We start from the raw sequence: 25762 nt of genomic DNA on the forward strand, positions 1-25762 counted from the left end.
AAACCTAAGACAATTGCATATCGGCAATGATGTTTTGGATTTTCTGTGTTAAAAAAACTTCGGCATTAGCAATGTCGTCCGTGTGTTGAACCGCTGTGTGAACACTGAAATAAAATTTGATTTTAGGCTCCGTACCGCTGGGTCTCGCGCAAATTTTACTGCCGTCTTCGAGGTAGTAAATCAATACGTTGGATTGGGGAATAGCCAGGTTTTCTTCCTCGTCGGTAAAGAGGTTTTTGGCCTTGCCACTTTGGTAATCCTCTATAAAGATTACGCGTTCCCCATTGATTTCGCGCAGTGGATTTAAGCGCAAATCGCGCATCATCTGATCGATTTGCTGCGCCCCATCGATTCCCTTTTTGGTAATGGAAATCAAATGCTCTTTAAAGTAGCCGAAATCGACGTAGAGGTTTTGCAATTCCGCGTAAAGCGAACTGCCCGCTGCCTTGGCTATGGCTGCAATTTCGCAGACCAATAGGGTCGAGGCCACCGCGTCTTTATCGCGTACGGCATCGCCTACCATATAGCCAAAACTCTCTTCGCCTCCGCCGATAAATTGCTGTTCCGGAAAGTCGCGAATCATCTTGGCAATCCATTTAAAACCCGTTAAGCCCACTTTGCATTCCACCTGATAAGCCGAAGCCAGTTCGAGCATCATCGGCGTAGAGACGATGGTCGATCCGATGAATTCGTTGCCGGTTAATTTATTGTTCTGTTTCCATTGCTCTAACAAAAAGGCCGTCATAATCACCATGGTTTGATTGCCGTTGAGCAACACCATTTTACCGTGGTTGTCGCGTACCGCAACGCCCAAACGGTCGGAGTCCGGATCGGTGCCGATCACGATGTCTGCCTGAATTTCTTCGGCCAATTGCAAGGCCATAGCCAAGGCTTCTGGCTCTTCGGGATTGGGCGATTTTACCGTGGGAAAATCACCATCGGGTATGGCCTGTTCCTTGACGATGTGCAAATTGGTATAGCCCGCTTGCAACAAAACCGTCGGTACTATGGTAATCGATGTGCCGTGTAATGAGGTAAAGACCACTTTTAAATCCAATTTGGACTGTTCTGCCGTTTGAAAACTGGCATTGGCTATGCTCGAGGCGATAAAAGCCTGATCGACTTCGCGATCGATATAACTCAATAGGGAATGCTCCGGTGCAAAGCGGATCTCGTCATAGGTTAAACCTTCGATTTCCGCGATGATTTCGCCATCTTGTGGCGGAACCAATTGACCGCCGTCTTCCCAATATACCTTATAGCCGTTGTATTCCGGCGGATTGTGCGAAGCCGTTAAAACGATTCCCGCCTTGCATCCCAAGTGTTTTACCGCAAAGGACAACTCTGGGGTAGGACGCAATTCCGAAAACAAATAGACCTGGATCCCATTGGCGGTAAACACATCGGCAACCACTTTGGCCAACGACTGGCTGTTGTGGCGGCAATCAAAAGCAATCGCTACTTTAATCACCTCATTGGGAAACGATTTCTTTAAATAATTGGATAAGCCTTGGGTGTTTTTGCCCAGGGTATACCGATTGATTCGGTTGGTGCCCACGCCCATAATACCGCGCATACCGCCCGTGCCAAATTCGAGGTTTTTGTAAAAACACTCCTGCAAGTCTTGGGGTGCGCTGGCAATCATTTCACGTACCTCACGCTGCGTTTCCGCATCAAAAACCGGTGTTAACCAGGCATTAGCTCGGTCTAGTATAGCTTGTTCTAACTTCATGTTCAATTATTTTTTATCCATTACAGCCTAGTGGTAGCCGCAATTTTATATCTTTTTTCTTCGTTTTTGGTGCGCAGTATAATCTCGCCTAAGAATCCGGCTAAAAACAGCTGTGTTCCGATAATCATCGTGGCCAAGGCAATGTAAAACCACGGGTCTTGAGTGACTAAGATTGCAACTTCGTTATGATATAGTTTTAGCAGTTTTTTAAGCCCAATATATAAGGCAGCCAAAAAGCCAATAAAAAACATCAGCACGCCCAAAGCACCGAATAAATGCATCGGGCGCTTGCCGAATTTAGAGATAAACCAAATGGTAATCAAATCTAAAAACCCGTTGATAAAGCGCTCCATACCGAACTTGGTCGTGCCGTATTTTCGCGCCTGGTGAATCACCACCTTTTCGCCTATGCGGTCGTAACCCGCATTCTTGGCCAATACCGGTATATACCGATGCATCTCGCCCGAAACCTCGATGTCTTTAATCACCGCTTTCTTATAGGCCTTGAGCCCACAGTTGAAATCGTTGAGCTGCACGCCAGAGGTTTTTCGCGCCGACCAATTGAATAATTTGGACGGCAAGTTTTTCGACAATACCGAATCATAGCGCTTCTTCTTCCAGCCCGATACCAAGTCGTAATGCTCCTCGGTAATCAGGTGGTACAGTCCCGGAATCTCGTCGGGACTGTCTTGCAAATCCGCATCCATAGTAATGACTACTTCGCCTGCCGCCTGTTCAAAACCCGCGTGCAAGGCCTGCGATTTGCCGTAATTCTTTAAAAAGCGAATGCCCTTAACCTCCGAATGTGCCTCGGACAACTCTTGGATTAACTGCCACGAATCGTCCTTGCTGCCGTCGTCTATAAAGATTACTTCATAGCGATAACCGTGCTGATCCATGACTCTTTTGATCCACGCATGCAACTCCGGCAACGACTCCGCCTCATTGAGTAAGGGAATAATTAGAGAGATATCCATAGCTTAGCGTGTGGGTTCGTTCTGATTTCTAAATATCAAGGCAATCAACATACCACCTACCGAATACAACAGGGTTTTCCAAGCGAAGGACTTGAGCAAATTGCCCAAATTAAAATTGTCCGATTCTCGAATTTGTTCCACGGTCTTGGCAATGGTTTCCGGTTCTACCTGTAAACTGCTCATGTTTGTTTCCGTAAAGGCTATGGTGAGTGCTTTGATGGTTTCCTTGGCAGCGGGATCAACCAAGTTAAACAGCAAAAAGGTGATGATAATATGGGACAACAATCCCAAGACAATCGTGATAAAGTACGAGGTAAAGGCATCTTTAAAAGTAATGTATCCCTGCAGTTTTTTCTTGGCGGCAAACAGCGCTACAACACCCAGAGCTAGAGAAACAAAAATGCTGGCAAATCCAAAGGGAATGCTTACAAAGAGTTGCTGGTTAAAAAAAAACATAATCAGGGTGGTAACGATATAATAAGCGGATAAAATTGTGCCAAACAATAGGCCATTTTTCTTGATAACGTCGTTCATGGATTGGATTTGTATATATATAAGGTACAAATATAGGAATTTTGGCAAAGACTAATTTTAAAAAAAGAGAAACTACCTATAAAAAAATGCACGGAAAGTTTGATAATTGAAATTTAGTTGTAAATTTGCAAACTGATAATAAAAAGAAGTACAAATAAAAAAGCTGTGGAGCCTTTATACCTTTCTACGAAAATTGGAAAGCTTCAAAATGCGAAATGGCCAATTAATAAAAAGATTTACATCATGAAAAAAGGTATTCACCCAGAGAATTACAGATTAGTAGCATTTAAGGATATGTCCAATGAAGACGTATTTATCACCAAATCAACCGTTGATACAAAAGAAACTCTTGAAGTGGATGGCGTAGTTTACCCCGTATTCAAAATGGAGATTTCTAGAACATCTCACCCTTTTTACACTGGTAAATCTAAACTTATCGATACTGCAGGACGTATTGATAAATTCAAAACGAAATACGCAAAATTCTCTAAATAATTCCAGAGATTTTCACATACTAAAGCCTTCCTTTCGGGAGGCTTTTTTTTTGACTTTAATCGGGGCAATCCCTTCGGGCCAGGCTGTCCGTTTTATCTTTTGTGGCGCTGGGCGCCAAAAAAGGATATCACTGCCATCCTTATTGCGAAGGACGCTTGTGAACAGCCTTTTTTCTAACTTGCGAAATAATGCGGTTTTTCCTTTTTTTTAATTAGGAATACTTAACTTTGAGACTACAAATCTACTATTGAGATGAACTATATACTTTTTGACGGAAGCGTTCGCGAGGCTTTATTGCCCTTTACCTTTACGCGCCCTGTAGCCGATATTCGCGTGGGCATATTAACCATACGCGAAAAATGGGAAAAATATTTGGGCTATACCACCACCACAGTGACCGAAGAATACCTAAGCGACAAATATCCCATGGTCGAAATGGAAGACAACATCATGATTAATGCGTCGTTTTTACCCAACCCCGTATTGCTCGAGATGGTGCAAGCCCTAGAACCGCTGCAAGCGATCTTTTATAAGGAGGAAATGGTGGCTTTTTACACCCAAGACACCCAAGATGAAATCGATTTTGACCACTATGAAATTCTGAATTACAGCGGTGAGTTAATGCAGCTGGCGCATAAGTGGGATATTTTTAGTCTAAACGACCAAGCGATACGGGAAGATTTCGAATTGCTTACTCAAGACCGCATTTCGGAGCCCATTCCCTCCAGCGTAAATGCCCTAGGTCATCAGCAAATCTTTATAGAAGAAGGCGCCAAGTTGGAATTTGTAACCCTCAATGCCACTACCGGACCCATTTATATCGGTAGCGATGCCGAAATTATGGAGGGATCGGTTATTCGCGGACCCTTTGCGCTTTGCGATCACGCACAGGTGAAAATGGGAACCAAGATTTACGGTGCCACCACGGTAGGACCTCATTGTAGAGTGGGAGGTGAAGTTAGTAATTCTGTTTTGTTTGGCTATTCCAACAAAGGTCACGACGGCTTTTTGGGCAATGCCGTTATCGGCGAATGGTGTAATCTTGGAGCCGATACCAATAATTCCAATCTAAAGAACAATTACGGCAGCGTCAAATTGTGGAACTACGAAGACGACGACTATGAGGATACCGGACTGCAGTTCTGCGGACTCATGATGGGCGACCACAGCAAATGCGGGATCAATACCATGTTTAATACCGGAACAGTTGTCGGCGTGTCTGCCAGTGTTTTTGGTGCGGGTTTTCCCAAAACCTTTATTCCGAGTTTTACTTGGGGTGGTTGCGAAAGCAGCGTGATTTACGAGGTGGATAAAGCACTGGAAACCATGAAGGTGGTTTTAGATCGCCGCCAAACAGAACTCACCGAAATAGATATTCAGATCATCAAACACGTTTTTGAAGAAACGGCGTTTTAAAATCTTGAAACAACGACTTTAGAAGGGCTTATTCACCAAGTGAATGAGCCCTTTTTGTTTGAATAGTTACTTCAGAATTGGTAGTTAATACCCAATACCAATCCGCGGGGGATACTTTTTCGGGTATAAAAACTTCCTGTTTTGTTAAATTTATTTGCTCGATTATTGCGTTTAAAATGATTTTGCTATTTTTAAATGGAACGATAGCCGTAAAATAAAAAAATAGCATTCCTCTAGCGAGGTTCCTTTTTAAATTGAAAACCGAATCGAAGCTTAGGCGTATTGCACCGGCGTAGTACCGTATTGTAAAACTAAATATTCTTTTTCGAAAACGTCGATAAAAGATGTTTTAACGCAAGAGAAGTAAAAGCGTATGTTATGAAAGAAGGGATTTTGTTGATTGTAATGTTTTTTATCAAAGGGGTGCTAGTACTGGCGCAGACACCGAAAGCCGATTATGTGTTTACGAATATCCAAATAGTAGATGTCGTAAACAACACGGTACAGCCCCATCAAACTTTGACGGTTCGAGATGGGAAAATTGTAGAAATAGCGAAACGATCCACAGGAGAAGGGGAAAGGATAATCGACGGTAAGGGCGCTTACGTCATGGCCACTTTGGCCGATGCCCATGTGCATTTTCCCGCTACTGAAGCCGAAATGGAACGGGTGTTAAAGCTAAACTTGATTAACGGCATTACTAAAATTCGCTCTATGCGTGGCGATTGGAAGCACGCCAAATGGCGAGAACAATTTAATGCTGCTCAGAGTAGCTATCCTAAATTGTACTTAAGTCCACCGGTGATTCACCATTCCTACGACTTGACGGACGAGCAAATTGATTCCTATGTAGAATCGGCGAAAGCGTATCAGATGGATCACATAAAGATTCTCAGCATAAAAAACACTTCCATGTTTCAAAAGTTTTGCGAAAAATCCAAGGAGTACGGCATTCCAATTGGCGGGCATTTTCCCGTACTAGCCGAAGGCGTTCTGGAAGATAAGCTGTTGTTTGATTCGGACTATGCCTATATAGAACACCTGGGCGGTTTGATAGGGGAACGGCAGCAATACAATGCCCGTGTTAAATACTTGGTGGATAAGCAGATTTATAGTTGTCCTACCTTACTCTGGTATACCGTTGCTTATGGGCAGTACAATATAGACGAAATGCTCAATCAAAGGGGGATGGAGTACATCGATACAGCAGTTAAAGAGCAGTGGGTTACAAACGCCAAAGCGTATAGAACGAAGCTGGGCGAAGCGGCATTTCAGGCCGAAGTGAGCAAGTACGCGTTAGAGATGGAGGAGCGTTTTAAGGCGGTAAAAGAATTAAATGAGGCAGGCGCTCCGTTACTCCTTAGTCCCGATAGCAGTTCCGCATTTTTGGTTCCAGGTTTTGGGGTGTTGGAAGAAATGAAATTGTATCAAAAGGCCGGTTTGTCTAATTGGGCCATTTTAAAGGCGGCAACTACTAATTTTGCAGCGCTTTATAAGGAAAATTACGGCAGTATAGAAGTGGGTAAGGACGCCGATTTTATGCTGTTAATCGAAAATCCCTTAGAGAATTTAAGCGCGCTGCAAAACATAGAAGGGGTGTTTTATAATCAGCTGTATTTGAATCGCGAACAGTTAAATGACATTGCCCAGTCCATTGAGGTTGCACAATAATGGTAAGCATTGATTGTTGTCGCGCCGAGATTTAAAAGATAAAGAAACGTTTAAAAATGATGCTGTGCCACAGTCAAACCGCTGTTCACATCGCTTTTAAGTTTAAAGAGGGGCTTATCATATTTTCGAACGAGTGTCAATGGAAGTCAAATGAAGTTTGCGCCTATATGTCTAAATACGCCTTATTTTTTGCACTCACGGCCTCTTAGCCGAATATTGGCAAAGAAATGTATCGATGTCGACATCGATTTTACCGCTATTTGAAAAGACCAATCGCTACTGTTAAACAAAAATTTTAACAATACGCTTTTGGGATTTGACAATAAGCCCGGACAGCGGTTGAATTTGTTTGACGAGGTTTTTTATATTGAGAAAAAAGAGCCGTTGGAACGAACTTCCTAAGATGCTTTTTCAGCATGCGTTTAACCTGCAATAGAGGAACGTATAAAGCGTTAGCGGTAAGAAACCGTCGTCGGTTTGCCGTAATTAAAATTGGGCAAGATAAAATTGTTGTTTCTCAAGTGGTTGGTTTTGATGATGCTGCCGTCTCGATCGGGCATAGTCGGGTAATAAGCCAGCGACAGTTGAATGCTGCTAAACACCAAGTAATCGTTATTGATTACCACGCCTATACCAATTTTGGAATACACTTTACCATCTAAAAATCGGTTGCTCGAATCGCCCAACATACCGAGTTCTATATTGAAATAGGGATTAAAACGAAAACCGTTCCAGTTGGTCGGAGCATAGGATTGGATTTGATAAGACAGCATAGCCCTTTTGGTACCTCGTAATTTTTCGGCATTAAAACCTTCGATACCCGTACTGGAATCGATGCGCAATTCATCGCCTACGTGCTGTAAGCGGTTGTAACCGATCAGTAGGGAGGGCGATATAAAATGACGAAAACGCCAATTCCCGTGGTAAATCAGTTTGGTAAAATAAGTGACTTCCATCTTTAAGGCACTTTGCTCAGCCGTTCGTCCAAAAAAGTAACTTCCCCATTCGATATTGGTCGAGAAATACCCGTAGCGGGTATATTTACCCAAGGCAAATTTCGCCCCAAAATAGGAGCGTCTTTTGTTAAACTGCTCTTGTATTCCTCCGGTGATGGCAAATATTTTCCCCACCTGAACGTCTTCGATGATGTCGTAATTGTAAATGAATTTATCCGGTACATAGCGAACAGAACTCAGTCCAACCGAAGCCAAATAAAGTTTTTGGTTGGAGTAAAAACCCAAGGTGTCGTAGGCAAAGGAGGGACTCTCCGTATACTTTTGCCTAAAGTATCGCAGGGTGGTAATCAAATTGGTAATATTTTCCTCGGTCGCATATTTCTTGTTCAGTGGAATGGAATAGCCCGCCCAGAAATCCTTGATGTTGTACTTGAAATTTTGCATGCTGTACTTGATGTTGGCATCGGGTAGCGAATCTCTGTAAAAGCGTTGATAGAATTGCGCACCTCCTGCCCACTTGGCATAAGGCGAATAAAAGGGACGCTCCACACTCCAGCTTTTGATATAGTTTTCATCCAGGTCACTGTCGTAATACAGATTGGTCGATATAAAGGTATTGTAGATATTGTTGATGCGGTATTGGGTGTTATACGCCTTTTTGTTTTCGTCAAACCGCATTTTGTACTGATTTGAGAACTCGTGTCCGAAGCCACCAAAATTACGGTCGATCAATTGCAAGCGACCCGTAGAACTCGACAGCGATCCCGTGGGATATATACTCCAGGAGTCCAGTACGCGTATAGATACATCTACCGAATCGGGACTGTTGGCAATGGGAACAGGTTGTATTAAAACACGTCGAACGTAGCGCTGTGTACGAATTAAACGCTCCGATTCCTTGATGACTAAGGAGTCGAAACGCTGATTCTTTTTAAATAAAAGCAGGTTTCGTATGGTAAATGACTTGGTTTTTAAGTGCATGCGATTGCCAAAAAGTTCTACCTTTTTTGTGGGTTGACGCGTCGTATCCGATTCCGACAAACCGAAGGGGTCTAAGGTGGTGATATTGATTTTGCGAATGATCTTTCCCTCACCCAACTCTAAGTTGCGGTCGATTTCTATTTCCGGTGTATTGGCCTTGGCCGATCTGGATTTGTTTTTAAAAAGGAGCTTGTGGGCAAATTTGGTGAATTTGCGCTTCTTCGAGTAATCCTCTAAGTCTTCATAAACCTTGGTCGAGTCTTGTTCAACGACCGGAGTTTGCGAGAAAACTTTTGTAGAAACCAGACTCGTTAATAAAAAAATTAGGAGAAATCTATGGAGCATTGTTTGTTTTTAAAAAAAGAAAGATATAAAAAAATAACTTCCTTTTTTTAAAAATCGTCAAATCCCCCGTATAGCAGTAGCGGCATTGCATACAGGGATTTGTAGAATAACTAAGTGTTGAGCTCTAAATCCTTGATATAGTCCTCATATTCATAATAAAACAATTCAAAGGCGCTCATTTGTTCATAAAAGAAGTCGAATATGGTATCCCAACTTTTTTTGTTATTTATACTCACTTGGTCTAGCTGAACCCAGATTCTGCTAATTAACTTGCCGTTTTCCAAGTAAAACTCCCGCTCAAAAATCGCTTCGGCCACGTATTCTTCGAGTAAAATCGTTTTAAGCGACTCTATTTTTTCATAGTAAATGGTGCGCTTCTCGGGATCTCTTGGCTCAATATCTAATAAGATCTGTGCTTTTTTGGAATCCGCATAGAATTTAAAGGCAAAATCTTTGATTTTGGTATGGTGTAAAATCCATTTGCGCGGATATTTGTCGGCAAAGGCAATCCAAAATTCTTTTCGTACTTGTTGAGCTTCTTCTTTGGTAAACATGGTTTAAATTCAATTTATTTTGACTATATTTATAGTAGGTTTTATGACTAAAATCAAGGAATTATGGATTATGATAAATTTTTAAAAAGCATACCCGCTATCAAAGCCCAGCCCTTATTTGCCCTGCAGGCCCATATCAAAATGGCCCCTTTAGAACGAATAAAATACTTAGAGACGGAAGATTACAGCCTGTATAACCCCAAAAAATCGGCGGTGCTCATGTTGCTATACCCCAAAGATAATAAAACCAATCTATTATTGATTGAAAGAGCGGAATATCCCGGAATTCATTCCTCCCAAATCGCCTTTCCCGGTGGAAAAAAGGACGCTTCCGACCGCAATCTCACCCAAACAGCCCTTCGAGAAACCAGGGAAGAGGTCGGCGTAGCCGAAGAGCAAATCGAAATCATCAAACCCTTTTCGGAAATTTACATCCCGCCGAGTAATTTTATCGTATCGCCCTTTTTGGGATTCGCCCTTTCGGATTTGAGCTTTGTATTGCAACCTACTGAAGTGGCCAAAGTTATCGAAATGCCCCTCGAGGATTTGCTTGACGATCGAATTATAGAACACGTTAAGATGAATACCAGTTATGCCATCGATATCGATGTACCCGCTTATTTGGTCGATGATCACATCGTATGGGGAGCCACCGCTATGATGTTAAGCGAACTAAAAGAAACCTTAAGAAAGGTGCTCTTTTAATCCAAAATCCCTAATTTAGCCCCTGATTTTAAATATACAGATGAAGCTATTCAAAAGAAATCCCTTCGGGCACCTGCTCTTTTTAAAGAAAATTTTAATTCGAATTTTCGGCTTCTTGACGCACAGGCGTTTTAGGGGGTTCAACGACTTAAAAATTGAGGGCTCGGAAATTATCAAAAACCTCCCCGACAACAACGTATTGTTTATTTCCAACCACCAAACCTACTTTGCCGATGTCGTGGCGATGTTTCACGTTTTTAACGCGAGTTTAAAGGGAAGGGTCGATTCGATTAAAAACATTTTTTACATCTGGAATCCCAAGCTAAACATCTATTACGTCGGCGCAAAGGAAACCTTGAAATCCGGCATATTACCTCGGATTTTGGCCTATATGGGGGCAATTACCGTAGAGCGTACCTGGCGCAGTAAAGGCGTGGACATAGAAGATAAAAAAGCCGTCAATCCAGACGATATAGAAAATATTAAGATAGCGCTTAAAGACGGTTGGGTCATTACGTTTCCACAGGGAACCACGGCCTCTTTTAAACCCGTTCGCAAGGGAACGGCCCATATCATTAAACAACATCGGCCCATAGTCGTGCCCATAGTTATCGATGGGTTTAGACGCTCTTTTGACAGAAAAGGACTATACCTAAAAAAGAAGGGAATCCTACAGTCTATGGTGATCAAACAACCCTTGGACATCGATTACGACAACGATACCATCGAACAAATTGTCGAAAAAATCGAATATGCCATTGAACAACATCCCTCGTTTTTAAAAGTACTTCCCGCCGAAGTGTTGGAAGAAGAAGAAAAGTTAAATCAAAAGAGACGTTGGTCGGCGGAATAATACGCTGCAACGGCTTGGTTAAAAGCAAAAGAGGCTATCTAAAAAGGATAGCCTCTTTGTATTTTAGGTTCTTTTCTATAAAAAATAAGCAGATTCGTTGATGCGTAGATTTGCGGATTCGCCTTAGTTTGAGGTGAATTTGAAAATGCCTGCTTTTTTAATTCGGAAACTGCTATACTTTACGTAAGCTGGCGAATACGCAACAAAAGGCTGATTCGCTTTTGGGTGTGGTGAATTTGAAAATGTCTACTTTTTTAATTCGGAAATGGCGATACTTTACGTAAACTGGTGAATCCGCGAATAAGCAAATCCGCGAATAAGCAAAAAAGACTGATTCGTTTTGGGTTGTGGTGAATTTGAAAATGCCTACTTTTTTAATTTGGAAACTGAGATACTTTACGTAAACTGGCGAATACGCGAATAAGCAAATCCGCGAATAAGCAAAAAAGGCTGATTTGCCTTAGTTTGAGGTGAATTTGAAAATGCCTACTTTTTTAATTCGGAAATGGCGTTACTTTATGTAAACTGGCGAATACGCGAATAAGCAAATCCGCGAATAAGCAACAAAAGGCTGATCCTTAGTTTGTGGTGAATTTGAAAATGCCTACTTTTTTAATTCGGAAATGGCGTTACTTTACATCAACTGGTGAATACGCGAATAAGCAACAGAAGGCTGATTCGCTTTGGGTTGTGGTGAATTTGAAAATGCCTCCTTTTTTAATTCGGAAACTGCGATACTTTACATCAATTGGTGAATACGCGAATAAGCAACAAAAGGCTGATTCGCTTTTGGGTGTGGTGAATTTGAAAATGCCTCCTTTTTTAATTCGGAAATGGCGATACTTTACGTAAACTGGCGAATACGCGAATAAGCAAATCCGCGAATAAGCAACAAAAGACTGATTTGCCTTAGTTTGTGGTGAATTTGAAAATGCCTACTTTTTTAATTTGGAAACTGAGATACTTTACGTAAACTGGCGAATACGCGAATAAGCAAATCCGCGAATACGCAACAAAAGGCTGATTCGCTTTGGGTTGTGGTGAATTTGAAAATGCCTACTTTTTTAATTTGGAAACTGAGATACTTTACGTAAACTGGCGAATCCGCGAATAAGCAAATCCGCGAATAAGCAAAAAAAGACCGTCTCGTGTTAAGAGACAGCCTTTTTTGCTTTTATATCGGGGACAAACTCGCGCTTGGTCCGAAATGGTTTGCGGGGATTATACCGCTTGTACAATTTTGGCAAAGTCATCGGCAACCAAAGCGGCACCGCCAATGAGTCCTCCGTCAACGTCTGTTTGAGAAAAGATCTCTTGGGCATTGTCGGGTTTAACGCTTCCACCGTATAGAATCGATAGGTTTTCGGCTACGGTTTCGTCGTATTTTCGGGCGATTTGCGTGCGGATATAAGCGTGCATTTCTTGAGCTTGCTCCGGCGAAGCCGTTTCTCCAGTACCTATGGCCCAAACCGGTTCATAAGCCAGGATTAGATTTTCCCACTGCTCCTTCTTTAAGTGGAACAAACCGTCGGTCAATTGATTGTAAATCAGATTAAAATGCTGCTTGGTCTGACGGTCTTTCAGCTCCTCACCAATACAGAAAATGATGCGCATATCGTGTTTTAGGGCCGTGTCCACTTTATCGGCTAGTTGGGCATTGGTTTCATTAAAGTAATGCCTTCTTTCGGAATGCCCGAGTATTACGGTAGTAACGCCTATACTCGTCAGCATACTCGCCGAGATCTCGCCAGTAAAGGCACCGCCTTCTGCCTGATGCATATTTTGTGCCGCTACGCCAATATTGGTGTATTCCAAGTGCTGCGCAACGGATGATAGGTTGGTGAATGCAGGGGCTACGATGATTTCCACCTCTTTGTCTGTAGGCAGTTTTTCAATCAATTCATTTAGTAAATCCTCTGTTTCTAATGCGTTTTTATGCATTTTCCAGTTTCCGGCAACGATCGAATGTCTCATTTTATTTTAATTTTTTTAATACAGTAATTAATTCGGTAGCATCGGCTTCAATAGCTTTAAACAAGGCTATTTTACCGGTTTTATCCACCACTATATAGCGGGGAATCCAGTCTAGGGTAATCGATTTTCCAAAACTTCCCTTCATGCCGTCGGCAATGTAGTAATGGTCGCCCTGTAAATCGTATTTGGCAATGGCTTCTTTCCAGCTGGCCGTAGTTTTGTCCGCAGATAGAAATACGTAATCCACTTCCGGAAATTCCTTTTGCAGCGCTGCTACCGCGGGAAATCCTTTGACGCAGTCCGGACACCAAGATGCCCATACATCGATCACGACGGTACTGCCTTCATGTCTTTTTAGAATCTCGTCAAAAGTGATGGATACCTCGTCCAAGCCCACGAGTTTTTCACTGAGGGTTTGTTTGCTAAATTCAGTTTTCCCTGGTTTATCACTGCAAGAGAGGAGGGCCGTTACGGCTACAAATAGAAATAAAATCTTTTTCATAGTGGACTATTTACGGTTTTAAGCAGGCTGTTGGTTTGATTTGCTCCCTCAAAGTAAGGTATGCAAAAAAAGCCGTTGCTGCGGTGATTTATTTTATGGTTTTAATTTGACTTTAGGGTCTAAATAAGCGTAGATCAAATCTACTAAAATCGTAATGAATACAAAAGTGGTGGCGATGATTAATACCGCACCCATAATAACCGGTAAGTCCAAGGTGTTTAAAGCCTCGACAATTTCTTTTCCCAGTCCGTTCCATCCGAATATATACTCGACAAAAACCGCCCCGGCCAACATGGAGGCAAACCAACCCGATATCGCAGTGATAACGGGATTTAGCGCGTTTTTTAAGGCGTGCTTATAAACGATGCTCCAAGTGGATAGACCTTTGGCTTTTGCCGTGCGTATGTAATCCTGACTCAGCACTTCTAACAAGGCGTTGCGCATCAGTTGTATAACCACCGCCAGCGGACGTATGCCCAAGACGATGGCGGGTAATAGGCTGTTTTTGAGTTGCAGGCTTTTTCCGTTGCCGAAATCATCCACCTCATACAGATTGCCTGTCATGTTGAGCTGCGTCCAATCGTGCAATAAAAAACCGAAAACCCACGCAAATAGTATAGCGCTAAAAAAAGACGGAATACTCATGCCGAAAGTACTAAAGATAGCGATGCTCTTGTCGAGCCAGGTATCTTTGTTTAAGGCCGAGCATATTCCCAACACAATTCCGATACACAGCGCTATGCCGATGGCAAAAACCGCTAGAAACACCGTATTGGGCAGGGTTTCTGCGATGATAGCACTAACTTGTTTGCCGTTTTTCTGAAAGCTCTCGCGCAAATAAGGCTTTTTGACCACTATAACGAGGTTTTTTAAAGCTACCAACGGCCAGGCATCGTATTTTCCAGGGCTGCAATAGGTGTAGTCCTCCGGATTTACACTGTGCAGGGAAATCGGCGATAAGTCGTTGAGATAATAGGCGTACTGCGTGGATAAAGGCTGATCAAAACCGTATTTTTTCTTGACAACAGCCAATTGCTCCGAATTTTCGTTCTGGTCTAACATCATCCGTGCCGGATCGCCCGGCAGGATGTTAAACAAAAAGAAAACCATCGTTACAACGCCAAACAGCGTGAAAAAGGCGTATAATAATTTGTTGAAAAAATAGGATATCAAAGTCTGCTCGTTATTTTAAGTTGACTTTCGCCGCGTCTTTCCAGTGCTTTTTCTCTACGATGGTTCCGTTCTCTAAAACCACGATGCTCGGATTGGCGCGCTCTATGGTTTTTAAAGTGGTTCCGTCGCAAGTGTAATAGTCAAAAGGCAATTGGTATTTCTTAACCACGGCTTCGGTCTCGTCTGTACTCGATGCCGTCATACCGATAACCTTATAGCCTTTTGCCGTCGCTGTTTGGGCAAAATCGCGAAGCATAGCCAGACCAGCTTCATCGGCGCGCGACAGATTATAAGTCACCAACATAACGAGTTTGGGCTCGCTCATCATCGCCTCCAAATAGCTTTCGCCATCTTTGTCCATAGTGAAATCGTGAATCGGCGGTTGAAAACCCTGACTGATCATCTTGTCTTCTCGACTGATAAACTCAGCATCGGCGGGTAAGTTGCCCAATTCTTTGTCGGTAAAGCGCTTCTCCTCACCGTTGATGCGGTATAAAAAAGACATCTCATAAACCGATTTCGGCGCGCCTTCTGGAATTTCCATGCCCTGCATGATGTTGGTCCCGACCTTATACACTCTAAAGTCCTTAAGCGGTAAGTGATTGAGTACCCAATATCCCATAAAAGAACACAGAAATAAGGTCACTGCAAGTATAATTCCCGATATTCTACAGTTGAATAAAGGTTGTATGTATTTTTGATTCAGGATGATGATGCCGATTAAAATCAGTAAAACCACATCTTTGGTAAAAGAACTCCAAGGGGTTAACGGAATAGCATCGCCAAAACAACCACAATCGGTTACTTTGTTGAAATAGGCGGAATAAAAGGTTAAGAAAGTGAAGAATAATATCATTAAAAACAACAAGGCCAAGGTGATTTTTTTCTTAAAACCAATCAGTAGGGCTACACCCAATAAAACTTCTGCAATGACTAATACAACCGCCAGAGCCAAAGCGTGTGGTTCAAAGAACGGCAGGTTTAAAACGCTTTCGGAAAAATACTCCTCTAGCTTAAAGGAAAAACCAACGGGATCGTTGAGTTTGACTAAACCCGAAATGATGAATAAGACTCCAACGAGTAGTCTAGAGAGTTGTGCGATTATTTTCATAAGATAGGTATTTATTTTTAGGTGATACGATACGGTTTGTTAAGCGGCAGTTGCCCGATTGCGATGCAATGGGTAAGGACCGATTTATTGAGGCGTGTTTTTGGGAAATCCCATTAAAATTAAGGCGAATACCGCATAGTTAATCATGTCTTGATAATTGGCATCTATGCCTTCCGAAACCAGTGTTTTTCCTTGATTGTCTTCGATTTGCTTAACGCGAAGCAACTTTTGTAAGATGATGTCCGTTAAAGAGCTCACGCGCATATCACGCCAGGCCTCACCGTAATCGTGATTCTTATTCTCCATCAAGGCCTTTGTGGCTGCTATTTGAACGTCGTACAAGTGTAAGGCTCGGTCAAAATCCAAGTCCGGCTGATTAACCACCCCTTGTTCTAACTGAATTAACGCCATAACGCTGTAGTTGATTATTCCGATAAACTCCGCCGTTTCATCTTCGTCTACGCGACGTTCGACGTTTTCCTGTAGACTTCTAATGCGTTGCGCTTTGATGAAAATCTGATCCGTTAATGACGGGAGACGCAAGATTCGCCAAGCACATCCATAATCTTTCATTTTCTTCTGATAAAGATCGCGGCACGCGGTAATTACTTGGTCGAATTGGTTAGAAGTCGTATTCATTTAGAGTATATTTGTATGATAATTGGGTCAAAAATAGGAATAAACTCGGCGATTTAAAATTTAAAAAGCCATTTTGATTCCACAGTTGGGTAAAAATACAATATAGAAATAAAAATGACTATTAATTGCCAAGGAAACTTAATAGATATTTCATCTCCTCAGGTTATGGGGATTTTAAATCGGACGCCAAATTCCTTTTATGATGGGGGAAAGTATAAAACCGACTTGGATTTTTTAAACCAGGTGGAAAAGATGCTGCATCAGGGGGCTGCCTTTATCGATGTAGGCGCCTATTCGTCGAAACCCGATGCCGAATGGGTGTCGGAACAAGAGGAAATCGATCGTATCCGTCCGCTTGTAGCGCTAATTCTAAAGGAGTTTCCCCAAACCTTGATTTCTGTGGATACCTTTAGAAGCGAGGTGGCCAAAAGTGCTGTGGCAGCAGGTGCCTCCTTAATCAATGATATTTCCGCCGGTATGCTGGATCAAAACATGCTTCAGACGGTGGGGGCGCTAAACGTGCCTTATATCATGATGCACATGAGAGGAACACCCCAAACCATGGCTAGCCTAACGGACTATAGTGATATCGTCCAAGAAATGAATGGCTATTTCTCCGAACGAATAGCCGCAGCGAGGAAGTGTGGTATTAAGGATATTATTCTAGATCCCGGTTATGGTTTCGCAAAAACGCGGGAACAAAATTATGAAGTACTCAAAAAACAAGAGCTTTTCGGCATTTTTGAATTGCCCTTATTGATCGGGGTTTCTCGAAAATCGATGATTTATAAACTGCTGGATATACAACCGAGTGAAGCCCTAAACGGCACGGCCGTGCTCCATGCTGTTGCGCTGACAAAAGGCGCTCGTATACTGCGGGTTCACGATGTAAAAGAAGCGGTGGAAGCCATTGATTTAATCGCGCAATTGTCGTAAATTAGAGTAGTGGTTGCCGAGGCGTTTTCCTTGAGGTTTGACCGTATACGCATGGAGTAATTCGGCGTATTATAGGAAGCTTAAGATAAAAAATGAAAATCTTTTTTAAAATAAATACGAGCAATATATGAAAAAAATAGCTTTAATCGCTGTAGCTCTTATGGGGTTGGTTTCTTGTTCAAAAAACGAAATCAGTTTAAGTCGCCTTGATGTGACGGTACAGGCAGAAGTCACCGATCATTCGCCAATTTACCTGACCAAAAAACAAGATAGTGATTCCGTAGCGGTCAATAGAGCCAATGCACTTGGGGGAACCAATTGGGTTTTTTCTGTACAGCGCAACCTCAATGCCAAGCTGGTCTTAGAGGAGGTGCAAAAATTAAAAGATAAAAAATATGCCGACAAGGCTCATGGTGATGATAAGGCGGTTTTCTTTTCCTATGCAGATACCCTGAATAAAAACCTGGCTTTCTACCCCTTTCAGTATATAGATTATCAATTCAAGCGTCCGGAGAGTCAGCGAGGTGTTTTGTATTTTAACGGGTCTAACGATTTGTTTCTAGAAGACCAACAAGTGCAATGGAGCGAACTCGAAACGCGTACCGACTCGATTAAACTCATCCATTTGTGTTTTAGTGCGACGCTGAGTTTTGAGGAGTACCTTCAAAACCGCATTCGATTGGAACAAAGCGATGTCCTAAATCAGAAATTGGACTCGATCGACCGCATTTATTGATGGTGATAAGGCTCGTTGCGCAAGATGGTAAACCCGCGGTAGAGCTGTTCGATAAAAAATAAGCGAATCATTTGATGGGAAAAGGTCATAGCCGACAAGGATATCTTTCCCTTGGCTTGTTGGTAAACCTCTTCGGAAAAACCATAAGGGCCTCCGATGACATATACCAAGGTTTTGATTCCCGAGTTCATGCGCTTTTGCAGTTCTCCCGAAAAGGCAATGCTGTCGAAGGTTTTTCCGTTTTCATCGAGTAAAATCAAATGGTCTGTCGGCGAGAGCTTCGACAATATAATAGCGCCTTCCTTTTGCTTTTGACTGCTCTCGGAGAGATTCTTGGCATTTTTGATATCGGGTATGACTTCCAAGTCAAATTTGATGTAGAAGTTTAGTCGTTTGTTGTAGTCGTCAATAAGAGTTTGAAGTGCTTGCTGGTCGGTTTTACCAATAGTGATGAGTTTGATATTCACTTTTTTTTGCAAAAGTAAATTTTTTTAGATGTTATCTTTAAAATCGCATGGCTTTTTTTAGAAAAAGTGGTTTTTTGCCGGTTTTAAATAGGATTAGTCTATGTGCTTATTCGCTGATTTGCAGATGCGCGAATGCGCCCTGTTTTGTATAAAGGATTTAAGGACTACATTTTTTATTCGCAAAAGAACTCCAGGAAAAAGCTTATTCGTTGATTTGCCGATGCGCAAATTCGCCTTGGTTAGTAGAAAATATTTAAGTACTGCATTTTTATTCGGAAAAGAACTCCTTTACGGAACCTCTCGAATCTGCGAATACGCAAATCCGCGAATCAGCCTACAATATAAGAGGGTACCAGCGTGACGCTGGCACCAGCGGAGGTTGCAGAAAGTAACTAAGGGCTACATTTTTTATTCGGAAACTGAGTTTGTTTATGCAAATATCGAATATGTGTGGCTCGCGCCAGCATCTTGCTGGTGCGCACAAAGAAAAAGCTTATTCGTTGATATGCCGATGCGCAAATTCGCTATGTTTTGTATAAAGGATTTAAGGACTACATTTTTAAGCCGTAAAAGAATGCCGCTCGCGCCAGCATCTTGCTGGTAAAAGCCTATTCGCTTATTTGCGGATGCGCGGATGCGCCTTGGTTAGTAGAAAATATTTAAGAACTGCATTTTTTATTCGGAAACTGAGTTTGTTTATGCAAATATCGAATATGTGTGGCTCGCGCCAGCATCTTGCTGGTGCGCACGAAGAAAACGCTTATTCGCTTATTTGCCGATGCGCGGATACGCCCTGTTTTGTAGAAAGTATGTAAGAGCTACATCTTTAATCCGTAAATGAGCTCCTTTGCGCAACCCGGCAAATAAGCGAATCAACAAATCCGCAAATCCGCGAATAAACAAATCCTCGAATCCGCCCTTTACTATAAGAAGCTATCTTCTATTCTACGCCACTCTCGAATCCGCGAATCAACGAATCCTCGAATCTGCAATGAACTAACTATTTCCACAAATCGTGTATTCTCCGCATCCCGGCGAATAAGCGAATCAACGAATAAACAAATCCGCAAAAAAAAACCCAAGCTATCTTCTATGTTAACAGCTGGTTACCATATCCCCGGCAAAATCCCCTTAAAATAAACATTAAAAAAGTAGGAAAGCTGGTAAAAAGACCTACTTTTGCACTCGCATTACCGCAGAAGTTCTTTGAGAAACGGAGTTAAGAAAATAAGAAACACAATTGGGGAGTTCGCTCTTTAAAGATTTGTAAAAATTAAATTTGTTTCTTAGGAAATTAAAGTTGTATCTTTGCCATCCGCAAGGAAACAACGCTCTGACACATTATTGACAAGAAAATAAAGAGAAATTTTTTCTCACAAAAACCTTGCCAGTTAAAAAAGAAGTTGTAGTTTTGCATCCGCTTTGAGAGACAAGCGAAAACAAGAAGACACGTTCATAGACATATTGAATTGACAGCAAATAAGAGAGAGTAAGGAAATCGCAAGATTTCAAGAATTAGCGCAAACTATCTAAATATATTAAAAAAATACGATGAAGAGTTTGATCCTGGCTCAGGATGAACGCTAGCGGCAGGCTTAACACATGCAAGTCGAGGGGTAGAGGAAGCTTGCTTCCTTGAGACCGGCGCACGGGTGCGTAACGCGTATGCAATCTACCTTTTACAAAGGAATAGCCCAGAGAAATTTGGATTAATGCCTTATAGTGTTGTTGGATGGCATCATTTGACAACTAAAGATTTATCGGTAAAAGATGAGCATGCGTCCCATTAGCTAGTTGGTATGGTAACGGCATACCAAGGCAATGATGGGTAGGGGTCCTGAGAGGGAGATCCCCCACACTGGTACTGAGACACGGACCAGACTCCTACGGGAGGCAGCAGTGAGGAATATTGGTCAATGGAGGCAACTCTGAACCAGCCATGCCGCGTGCAGGAAGACGGTCCTATGGATTGTAAACTGCTTTTATACAGGAATAAACCTACCCTCGTGAGGGTATTTGAAGGTACTGTAGGAATAAGGATCGGCTAACTCCGTGCCAGCAGCCGCGGTAATACGGAGGATCCAAGCGTTATCCGGAATCATTGGGTTTAAAGGGTTCGTAGGCGGTTTGATAAGTCAGTGGTGAAATCTCCTAGCTTAACTAGGAAATGGCCATTGATACTGTCGGACTTGAATTATTGGGAAGTAACTAGAATATGTAGTGTAGCGGTGAAATGCTTAGATATTACATGGAATACCAATTGCGAAGGCAGGTTACTATCAATTGATTGACGCTGATGAACGAAAGCGTGGGTAGCGAACAGGATTAGATACCCTGGTAGTCCACGCCGTAAACGATGGATACTAGCTGTTCGGTCGCAAGACTGAGTGGCTAAGCGAAAGTGATAAGTATCCCACCTGGGGAGTACGTTCGCAAGAATGAAACTCAAAGGAATTGACGGGGGCCCGCACAAGCGGTGGAGCATGTGGTTTAATTCGATGATACGCGAGGAACCTTACCAGGGCTTAAATGTAGATTGACCGTTTTGGAAACATTACTTTCGCAAGACAATTTACAAGGTGCTGCATGGTTGTCGTCAGCTCGTGCCGTGAGGTGTCAGGTTAAGTCCTATAACGAGCGCAACCCCTATCGTTAGTTGCCAGCGGGTCATGCCGGGAACTCTAACGAGACTGCCAGTGCAAACTGAGAGGAAGGTGGGGATGACGTCAAATCATCACGGCCCTTACGTCCTGGGCTACACACGTGCTACAATGGCCGGTACAGAGAGCAGCCACTGGGCGACCAGGAGCGAATCTACAAAACCGGTCACAGTTCGGATCGGAGTCTGCAACTCGACTCCGTGAAGCTGGAATCGCTAGTAATCGGATATCAGCCATGATCCGGTGAATACGTTCCCGGGCCTTGTACACACCGCCCGTCAAGCCATGGAAGCTGGGGGTACCTGAAGTCGGTGACCGCAAGGAGCTGCCTAGGGTAAAACTGGTAACTAGGGCTAAGTCGTAACAAGGTAGCCGTACCGGAAGGTGCGGCTGGAACACCTCCTTTCTAGAGATACGCAGTAATTTTATCTTGCTCTCGCTGTTCAATTCAAATAATACACAATAAAAGTACAGAGTCTCGTAGCTCAGCTGGTTAGAGTACTACACTGATAATGTAGGGGTCGGCAGTTCGAGTCTGCCCGGGACTACAGGCTACGCCTGAGGTAAACTTTTGACTATTTTGTCTGCATTTTGCGCAAACAAAACGGCAAAGGACAACGTCAGACGCGGGCATTACTGGCTAATAGCTAGGAAAAACACACTTTTATTGAAAGGAAATTTTAGAGGTTGACTAACCCGACTACGTTTGGAAGACTACCTTCTAAATTCATTGGGGGATTAGCTCAGCTGGCTAGAGCGCCTGCCTTGCACGCAGGAGGTCATCGGTTCGACTCCGATATTCTCCACTACGGCATAAAGTCACACAGAAATAATTGTCTGTGGCGACTCGCCACACGTTCATTGACATATTGAGATATTTAAATACAATAAAAATAATAGAAAGCACGTAATTGATTTCGATTGATTACACAAGCACATAAGCAAAATAAGGGCGTATGGGGGATGCCTAGGCTCTCAGAGGCGAAGAAGGACGTGATAAGCTGCGAAAAGCTACGGGGATCGGCACACACGAATTGATCCGTAGATATCCGAATGGGGCAACCCACTATGTTGAAGACATAGTATCCGATAGGAGGCAAACCCGCTGAACTGAAACATCTAAGTAGGCGGAGGAGAAGAAAACAAAAGTGATTCCGTAAGTAGTGGCGAGCGAACGCGGAACAGCCCAAACCAATGTTGTTACGGCAATATTGGGGTTGTAGGACCACGATGTTTCTTGCGGACAGAATTAGAACAAGTTGGAAAGCTTGACCATAGAGGGTGACAGTCCCGTATAAGTAATGGAAGATAAGAATAGTGGTATCCTGAGTAGGTCGGGGCACGTGAAACCCTGATTGAAACTGGCGGGACCATCCGCTAAGGCTAAATACTCCTGAGAGACCGATAGTGAACCAGTACCGTGAGGGAAAGGTGAAAAGAACCGTGAATAACGGAGTGAAATAGATCCTGAAACCATACGCCTACAAGCGGTCGGAGCCCTTAAGTGGGGTGACGGCGTGCCTTTTGCATAATGAGCCTACGAGTTACCGTTGCTGGCAAGGATAAGTGGTTAAGCCATGGATCCGTAGCGAAAGCGAGTCTGAATAGGGCGCTTTAGTCAGTAGTGGTAGACGCGAAACCGTGTGATCTACCCATGGGCAGGTTGAAGTTTAGGTAACACTAAATGGAGGACCGAACCGGTTGACGTTGAAAAGTCTTCGGATGACCTGTGGGTAGGGGTGAAAGGCCAATCAAACTCGGAAATAGCTCGTACTCCCCGAAATGCATTTAGGTGCAGCGTTAGTTATAAAGTTATATAGAGGTAGAGCTACTGATTGGATGCGGGGGTTTCACCACCTACCAATTCCTGACAAACTCCGAATGCTATATAATGTTCACTAACAGTGAGGGCATGGGTGCTAAGGTCCATGTCCGAGAGGGAAAGAACCCAGACCATCAGCTAAGGTCCCCAAATGTATACTAAGTTGAAAAAACGCGGTTTGTCTGCCCAGACAGCTAGGATGTTGGCTTGGAAGCAGCCATTCATTTAAAGAGTGCGTAACAGCTCACTAGTCGAGCGGACGAGCATGGATAATAATCGGGCATAAGTATACTACCGAAGCTATGGATTTACAGACAAGGGTCTGTAAGTGGTAGGGGAGCATTCTAATGGGGTTGAAGGTGAGTTGTGAGACTTGCTGGACTAATTAGAAAAGAAAATGTAGGCATAAGTAACGATAATGCGGGCGAGAAACCCGCACACCGAAAAACTAAGGTTTCCACAGCTATGCTAATCAGCTGTGGGTTAGTCGGGTCCTAAGGCAAACCCGAAGGGGGACGTCGATGGCCAACGGGTTAATATTCCCGTACTACTTATAATTGTGATGGAGTGACGGAGTGATGAAAGCACCGCGAACTGACGGAATAGTTCGTTGAAGATTGTAGCTATATTCCAGATAGTAAAATGCGTTTGGAATGGCAAAGATCGATAGTACTGCGAGTCTACGGACAAGTAGATAGTGTGCCTAAGGGCTTCCAAGAAAACCTTCTAAACTTAGATTATAAGTACCCGTACCGTAAACCGACACAGGTAGTTGGGGAGAGAATCCTAAGGTGCTCGAGAGATTCATGGCTAAGGAACTAGGCAAAATAGACCTGTAACTTCGGGAGAAAGGTCGCCAGCGCAAGCTGGCCGCAGTGAAGAGGTCCAGGCGACTGTTTATCAAAAACACAGGGCTCTGCAAAATCGTAAGATGAAGTATAGGGCCTGACACCTGCCCGGTGCTGGAAGGTTAAGAGGAGATGTTATGAGCAATCAGAAGCATTGAATTGAAGCCCCAGTAAACGGCGGCCGTAACTATAACGGTCCTAAGGTAGCGAAATTCCTTGTCGGGTAAGTTCCGACCTGCACGAATGGTGTAACGATCTGGACGCTGTCTCAGCCATGAGCTCGGTGAAATTGTAGTATCGGTGAAGATGCCGATTACCCGCAGTGGGACGAAAAGACCCTGTGCACCTTTACTATAGCTTAGTATTGTTCTTGGATAAGTGATGTGTAGGATAGGTGGGAGACTGTGAAGTGGCGTCGCTAGGCGTTGTGGAGTCATTGTTGAAATACCACCCTTTGCTTATTTGAGATCTAACTCCATATAATGGAGGACATTGCTTGGTGGGTAGTTTGACTGGGGTGGTCGCCTCCAAAAGAGTAACGGAGGCTTCTAAAGGTTCCCTCAGCACGCTTGGTAACCGTGCGTAGAGTGCAATGGTATAAGGGAGCTTGACTGAGAGACTAACAAGTCGACCAGGTACGAAAGTAGAGCATAGTGATCCGGTGGTTCCGCATGGAAGGGCCATCGCTCAAAGGATAAAAGGTACGCCGGGGATAACAGGCTGATCTCCCCCAAGAGCTCATATCGACGGGGGGGTTTGGCACCTCGATGTCGGCTCGTCACATCCTGGGGCTGGAGAAGGTCCCAAGGGTTGGGCTGTTCGCCCATTAAAGTGGCACGCGAGCTGGGTTCAGAACGTCGTGAGACAGTTCGGTCTCTATCTACTGCGGGCGTTAGAAATTTGAGTGGATCTGATTCTAGTACGAGAGGACCGATTTGGACAAACCTCTAGTGTATCTGTTGTCTCGCCAGGGGCATCGCAGAGTAGCTACGTTTGGCAGGGATAAGCGCTGAAAGCATATAAGCGCGAAACCCACCACAAGATGAGATTTCTTTAAAGGGTCGTGGGAGATGACCACGTTGATAGGCTATAGATGTAAAGGCAGTAATGTCATAGTCGAGTAGTACTAATAACCCGTAAGCTTATGTGTACTGTCCCGTTTTTTAAACGGGACAGGATGACTTTCTACTTATACAAGACAAGTATTTAAATATCTTCGTATGTTACGATATTCGTTATTCCAAACCCTTGGATAACAACCGATTTAAGGTGGTTATTGCAGCGGGGCTCACCTCTTCCCTTTTCGAACAGAGCAGTTAAGCCCGTTAGCGCAGATGGTACTGCATTTATGTGGGAGAGTATGTCGTCGCCTTTCTTTTGAGAACCCCTAGTCTTCACAGACTAGGGGTTTTTTGTTTTATGCAGATTCGATGATTTGTTTATTCGCGGATTTGCCAGGTTGCGTAAAGGAGTTCGTTTTCCGAATTAAAAACGCAGTCCTTGTATATTTTCTACTAACCAAGGCGCATCCGCGCATCGGCAAATAAGCGAATCAGCTTTTCCTTATTCGATATTTGCATAATCGAACTCAGTCTCTGAATAAAAAATGCACTAATTAAATACTTTCTGCAAACCAAGGCGTATCCGCGCATCGGCAAATCAGCGCATCGGCTTT

General features: G+C 43.3%; 18 protein-coding genes, 2 tRNA genes and 3 rRNA genes. 12 read left to right on the forward strand and 11 right to left on the reverse strand.

Translation table 11 applies throughout. The annotated features are described in order from the left end of the window. Positions 1-4 precede the first annotated feature (4 nt). The 3 genes from ACQZ43_RS07615 to ACQZ43_RS07625 are packed head-to-tail and all read right to left on the reverse strand — an operon-like array spanning position 5 to position 3243. The gene (locus ACQZ43_RS07615) at positions 5-1732 is read right to left on the reverse strand and encodes a phospho-sugar mutase (RefSeq protein ID WP_430615462.1); all 1728 of its coding nucleotides are present in this window, start codon (positions 1730-1732) and stop codon (positions 5-7) included. A 20-nt stretch (positions 1733-1752) separates the two neighbouring features. Further along, the gene (locus ACQZ43_RS07620) at positions 1753-2709 is read right to left on the reverse strand and encodes a glycosyltransferase family 2 protein (protein ID WP_430615463.1); all 957 of its coding nucleotides are present in this window, start codon (positions 2707-2709) and stop codon (positions 1753-1755) included. A gap of 3 nt (positions 2710-2712) precedes the next feature. After that, complete coding sequence (locus tag ACQZ43_RS07625) at positions 2713-3243, reverse strand: DUF4199 domain-containing protein (RefSeq protein WP_430615465.1); 531 nt, start codon at positions 3241-3243, stop codon at positions 2713-2715. Between the two features lie 243 nt (positions 3244-3486). On the opposite strand from ACQZ43_RS07625, the gene ACQZ43_RS07630 reads away from it, so the two are divergent. The 3 genes from ACQZ43_RS07630 (at position 3487) to ACQZ43_RS07640 (ending at position 6825) form a co-directional block, all read left to right on the forward strand. Then, positions 3487-3738, forward strand: a complete 252-nt coding sequence (locus tag ACQZ43_RS07630; RefSeq protein WP_219294806.1) for a type B 50S ribosomal protein L31 — start codon at positions 3487-3489, stop codon at positions 3736-3738. A gap of 252 nt (positions 3739-3990) precedes the next feature. Further along, positions 3991-5154 (forward strand): GlmU family protein, encoded by a 1164-nt coding sequence (locus ACQZ43_RS07635; RefSeq protein WP_430615467.1) that lies wholly within the window; start codon positions 3991-3993, stop codon positions 5152-5154. Between the two features lie 378 nt (positions 5155-5532). Further along, positions 5533-6825, forward strand: a complete 1293-nt coding sequence (locus tag ACQZ43_RS07640; protein WP_430615469.1) for an amidohydrolase family protein — start codon at positions 5533-5535, stop codon at positions 6823-6825. Positions 6826-7277: 452 nt separating this feature from the next. On the opposite strand, the gene ACQZ43_RS07645 is transcribed toward ACQZ43_RS07640, so the two are convergent. Next, a complete protein-coding gene (locus ACQZ43_RS07645) occupies positions 7278-9107 on the reverse strand; it encodes a hypothetical protein (RefSeq protein WP_430615472.1) in 1830 nt (609 codons plus the stop codon). A 110-nt stretch (positions 9108-9217) separates the two neighbouring features. Further along, positions 9218-9661, reverse strand: a complete 444-nt coding sequence (locus ACQZ43_RS07650; RefSeq protein ID WP_430615474.1) for a DUF4268 domain-containing protein — start codon at positions 9659-9661, stop codon at positions 9218-9220. A gap of 63 nt (positions 9662-9724) precedes the next feature. Here ACQZ43_RS07650 and ACQZ43_RS07655 point away from each other — a divergent pair, with 63 nt between their 5' ends. Then, positions 9725-10366 (forward strand): NUDIX hydrolase, encoded by a 642-nt coding sequence (locus tag ACQZ43_RS07655; protein ID WP_430615476.1) that lies wholly within the window; start codon positions 9725-9727, stop codon positions 10364-10366. Positions 10367-10406: 40 nt separating this feature from the next. Next, positions 10407-11219, forward strand: a complete 813-nt coding sequence (locus tag ACQZ43_RS07660; RefSeq protein ID WP_430615479.1) for a lysophospholipid acyltransferase family protein — start codon at positions 10407-10409, stop codon at positions 11217-11219. A gap of 1221 nt (positions 11220-12440) precedes the next feature. Here ACQZ43_RS07660 and tpiA read toward each other — a convergent pair. The 5 genes from tpiA to ACQZ43_RS07685 form a co-directional block, all read right to left on the reverse strand. Further along, positions 12441-13193, reverse strand: coding sequence for a triose-phosphate isomerase (gene tpiA, locus ACQZ43_RS07665; protein WP_430615481.1), 753 nt, complete (start codon positions 13191-13193; stop codon positions 12441-12443). A gap of 1 nt (position 13194) precedes the next feature. After that, a complete protein-coding gene (locus tag ACQZ43_RS07670) occupies positions 13195-13695 on the reverse strand; it encodes a TlpA family protein disulfide reductase (protein WP_430615484.1) in 501 nt (166 codons plus the stop codon). 93 nt (positions 13696-13788) lie between these two features. Continuing rightward, a complete protein-coding gene (locus ACQZ43_RS07675) occupies positions 13789-14868 on the reverse strand; it encodes an ABC transporter permease (protein WP_430615487.1) in 1080 nt (359 codons plus the stop codon). Positions 14869-14878: 10 nt separating this feature from the next. Next, complete coding sequence (locus ACQZ43_RS07680; protein ID WP_430615489.1) at positions 14879-15979, reverse strand: BT_3928 family protein; 1101 nt, start codon at positions 15977-15979, stop codon at positions 14879-14881. 84 nt (positions 15980-16063) lie between these two features. Then, complete coding sequence (locus ACQZ43_RS07685) at positions 16064-16618, reverse strand: DUF1599 domain-containing protein (protein WP_430615492.1); 555 nt, start codon at positions 16616-16618, stop codon at positions 16064-16066. Between the two features lie 114 nt (positions 16619-16732). Between ACQZ43_RS07685 and folP the strand changes: the two genes are divergently transcribed. Next, entirely contained in the window at positions 16733-17554 is an 822-nt protein-coding gene (gene folP / locus ACQZ43_RS07690) for a dihydropteroate synthase (protein WP_430615494.1), read from the forward strand. Positions 17555-17681: 127 nt separating this feature from the next. Further along, positions 17682-18290, forward strand: coding sequence for a hypothetical protein (locus ACQZ43_RS07695; protein WP_430615496.1), 609 nt, complete (start codon positions 17682-17684; stop codon positions 18288-18290). On the opposite strand, the gene rlmH is transcribed toward ACQZ43_RS07695, so the two are convergent. Continuing rightward, positions 18284-18757 (reverse strand): 23S rRNA (pseudouridine(1915)-N(3))-methyltransferase RlmH, encoded by a 474-nt coding sequence (gene rlmH, locus ACQZ43_RS07700; RefSeq protein WP_430615634.1) that lies wholly within the window; start codon positions 18755-18757, stop codon positions 18284-18286. The genes ACQZ43_RS07695 and rlmH overlap by 7 nt on opposite strands. Positions 18758-20305: 1548 nt before the next feature. On the opposite strand from rlmH, the gene ACQZ43_RS07705 reads away from it, so the two are divergent. From ACQZ43_RS07705 to rrf, 5 genes are all read left to right on the forward strand, one after another. After that, positions 20306-21823 (forward strand): 16S ribosomal RNA (locus tag ACQZ43_RS07705). 68 nt (positions 21824-21891) lie between these two features. After that, positions 21892-21965 (forward strand) — tRNA-Ile (locus tag ACQZ43_RS07710). A gap of 184 nt (positions 21966-22149) precedes the next feature. Then, positions 22150-22223 (forward strand) — tRNA-Ala (locus ACQZ43_RS07715). 129 nt (positions 22224-22352) lie between these two features. Beyond that, positions 22353-25237: ribosomal RNA gene (locus ACQZ43_RS07720) — 23S ribosomal RNA — on the forward strand. 115 nt (positions 25238-25352) lie between these two features. Then, positions 25353-25462 (forward strand): 5S ribosomal RNA (gene rrf / locus ACQZ43_RS07725). Together the 16S, 23S and 5S rRNA genes with 2 tRNA genes alongside form the textbook arrangement of a ribosomal RNA operon. Positions 25463-25762: the final 300 nt, after the last annotated feature.

The sequence above is a fragment of the Flavobacterium sp. JP2137 genome (assembly GCF_050562195.1).
Lineage (GTDB): Bacteria > Bacteroidota > Bacteroidia > Flavobacteriales > Flavobacteriaceae > Flavobacterium.

Excerpts from the sequence above, each read along its gene's own strand:
- ACQZ43_RS07615 (WP_430615462.1), bottom strand. The coding sequence starts at position 1,732 with ATGAAGTTAGAACAAGCTATACTAGACCGAGCTAATGCCTGGTTAACA.
- ACQZ43_RS07620 (WP_430615463.1), bottom strand. The coding sequence starts at position 2,709 with ATGGATATCTCTCTAATTATTCCCTTACTCAATGAGGCGGAGTCGTTG.
- ACQZ43_RS07625 (WP_430615465.1), bottom strand. The coding sequence starts at position 3,243 with ATGAACGACGTTATCAAGAAAAATGGCCTATTGTTTGGCACAATTTTA.
- ACQZ43_RS07630 (WP_219294806.1), top strand. The coding sequence starts at position 3,487 with ATGAAAAAAGGTATTCACCCAGAGAATTACAGATTAGTAGCATTTAAG.
- ACQZ43_RS07635 (WP_430615467.1), top strand. The coding sequence starts at position 3,991 with ATGAACTATATACTTTTTGACGGAAGCGTTCGCGAGGCTTTATTGCCC.
- ACQZ43_RS07640 (WP_430615469.1), top strand. The coding sequence starts at position 5,533 with ATGAAAGAAGGGATTTTGTTGATTGTAATGTTTTTTATCAAAGGGGTG.
- ACQZ43_RS07645 (WP_430615472.1), bottom strand. The coding sequence starts at position 9,107 with ATGCTCCATAGATTTCTCCTAATTTTTTTATTAACGAGTCTGGTTTCT.
- ACQZ43_RS07650 (WP_430615474.1), bottom strand. The coding sequence starts at position 9,661 with ATGTTTACCAAAGAAGAAGCTCAACAAGTACGAAAAGAATTTTGGATT.
- ACQZ43_RS07655 (WP_430615476.1), top strand. The coding sequence starts at position 9,725 with ATGGATTATGATAAATTTTTAAAAAGCATACCCGCTATCAAAGCCCAG.
- ACQZ43_RS07660 (WP_430615479.1), top strand. The coding sequence starts at position 10,407 with ATGAAGCTATTCAAAAGAAATCCCTTCGGGCACCTGCTCTTTTTAAAG.
- tpiA (WP_430615481.1), bottom strand. The coding sequence starts at position 13,193 with ATGAGACATTCGATCGTTGCCGGAAACTGGAAAATGCATAAAAACGCA.
- ACQZ43_RS07670 (WP_430615484.1), bottom strand. The coding sequence starts at position 13,695 with ATGAAAAAGATTTTATTTCTATTTGTAGCCGTAACGGCCCTCCTCTCT.
- ACQZ43_RS07680 (WP_430615489.1), bottom strand. The coding sequence starts at position 15,979 with ATGAAAATAATCGCACAACTCTCTAGACTACTCGTTGGAGTCTTATTC.
- ACQZ43_RS07685 (WP_430615492.1), bottom strand. The coding sequence starts at position 16,618 with ATGAATACGACTTCTAACCAATTCGACCAAGTAATTACCGCGTGCCGC.
- folP (WP_430615494.1), top strand. The coding sequence starts at position 16,733 with ATGACTATTAATTGCCAAGGAAACTTAATAGATATTTCATCTCCTCAG.
- ACQZ43_RS07695 (WP_430615496.1), top strand. The coding sequence starts at position 17,682 with ATGAAAAAAATAGCTTTAATCGCTGTAGCTCTTATGGGGTTGGTTTCT.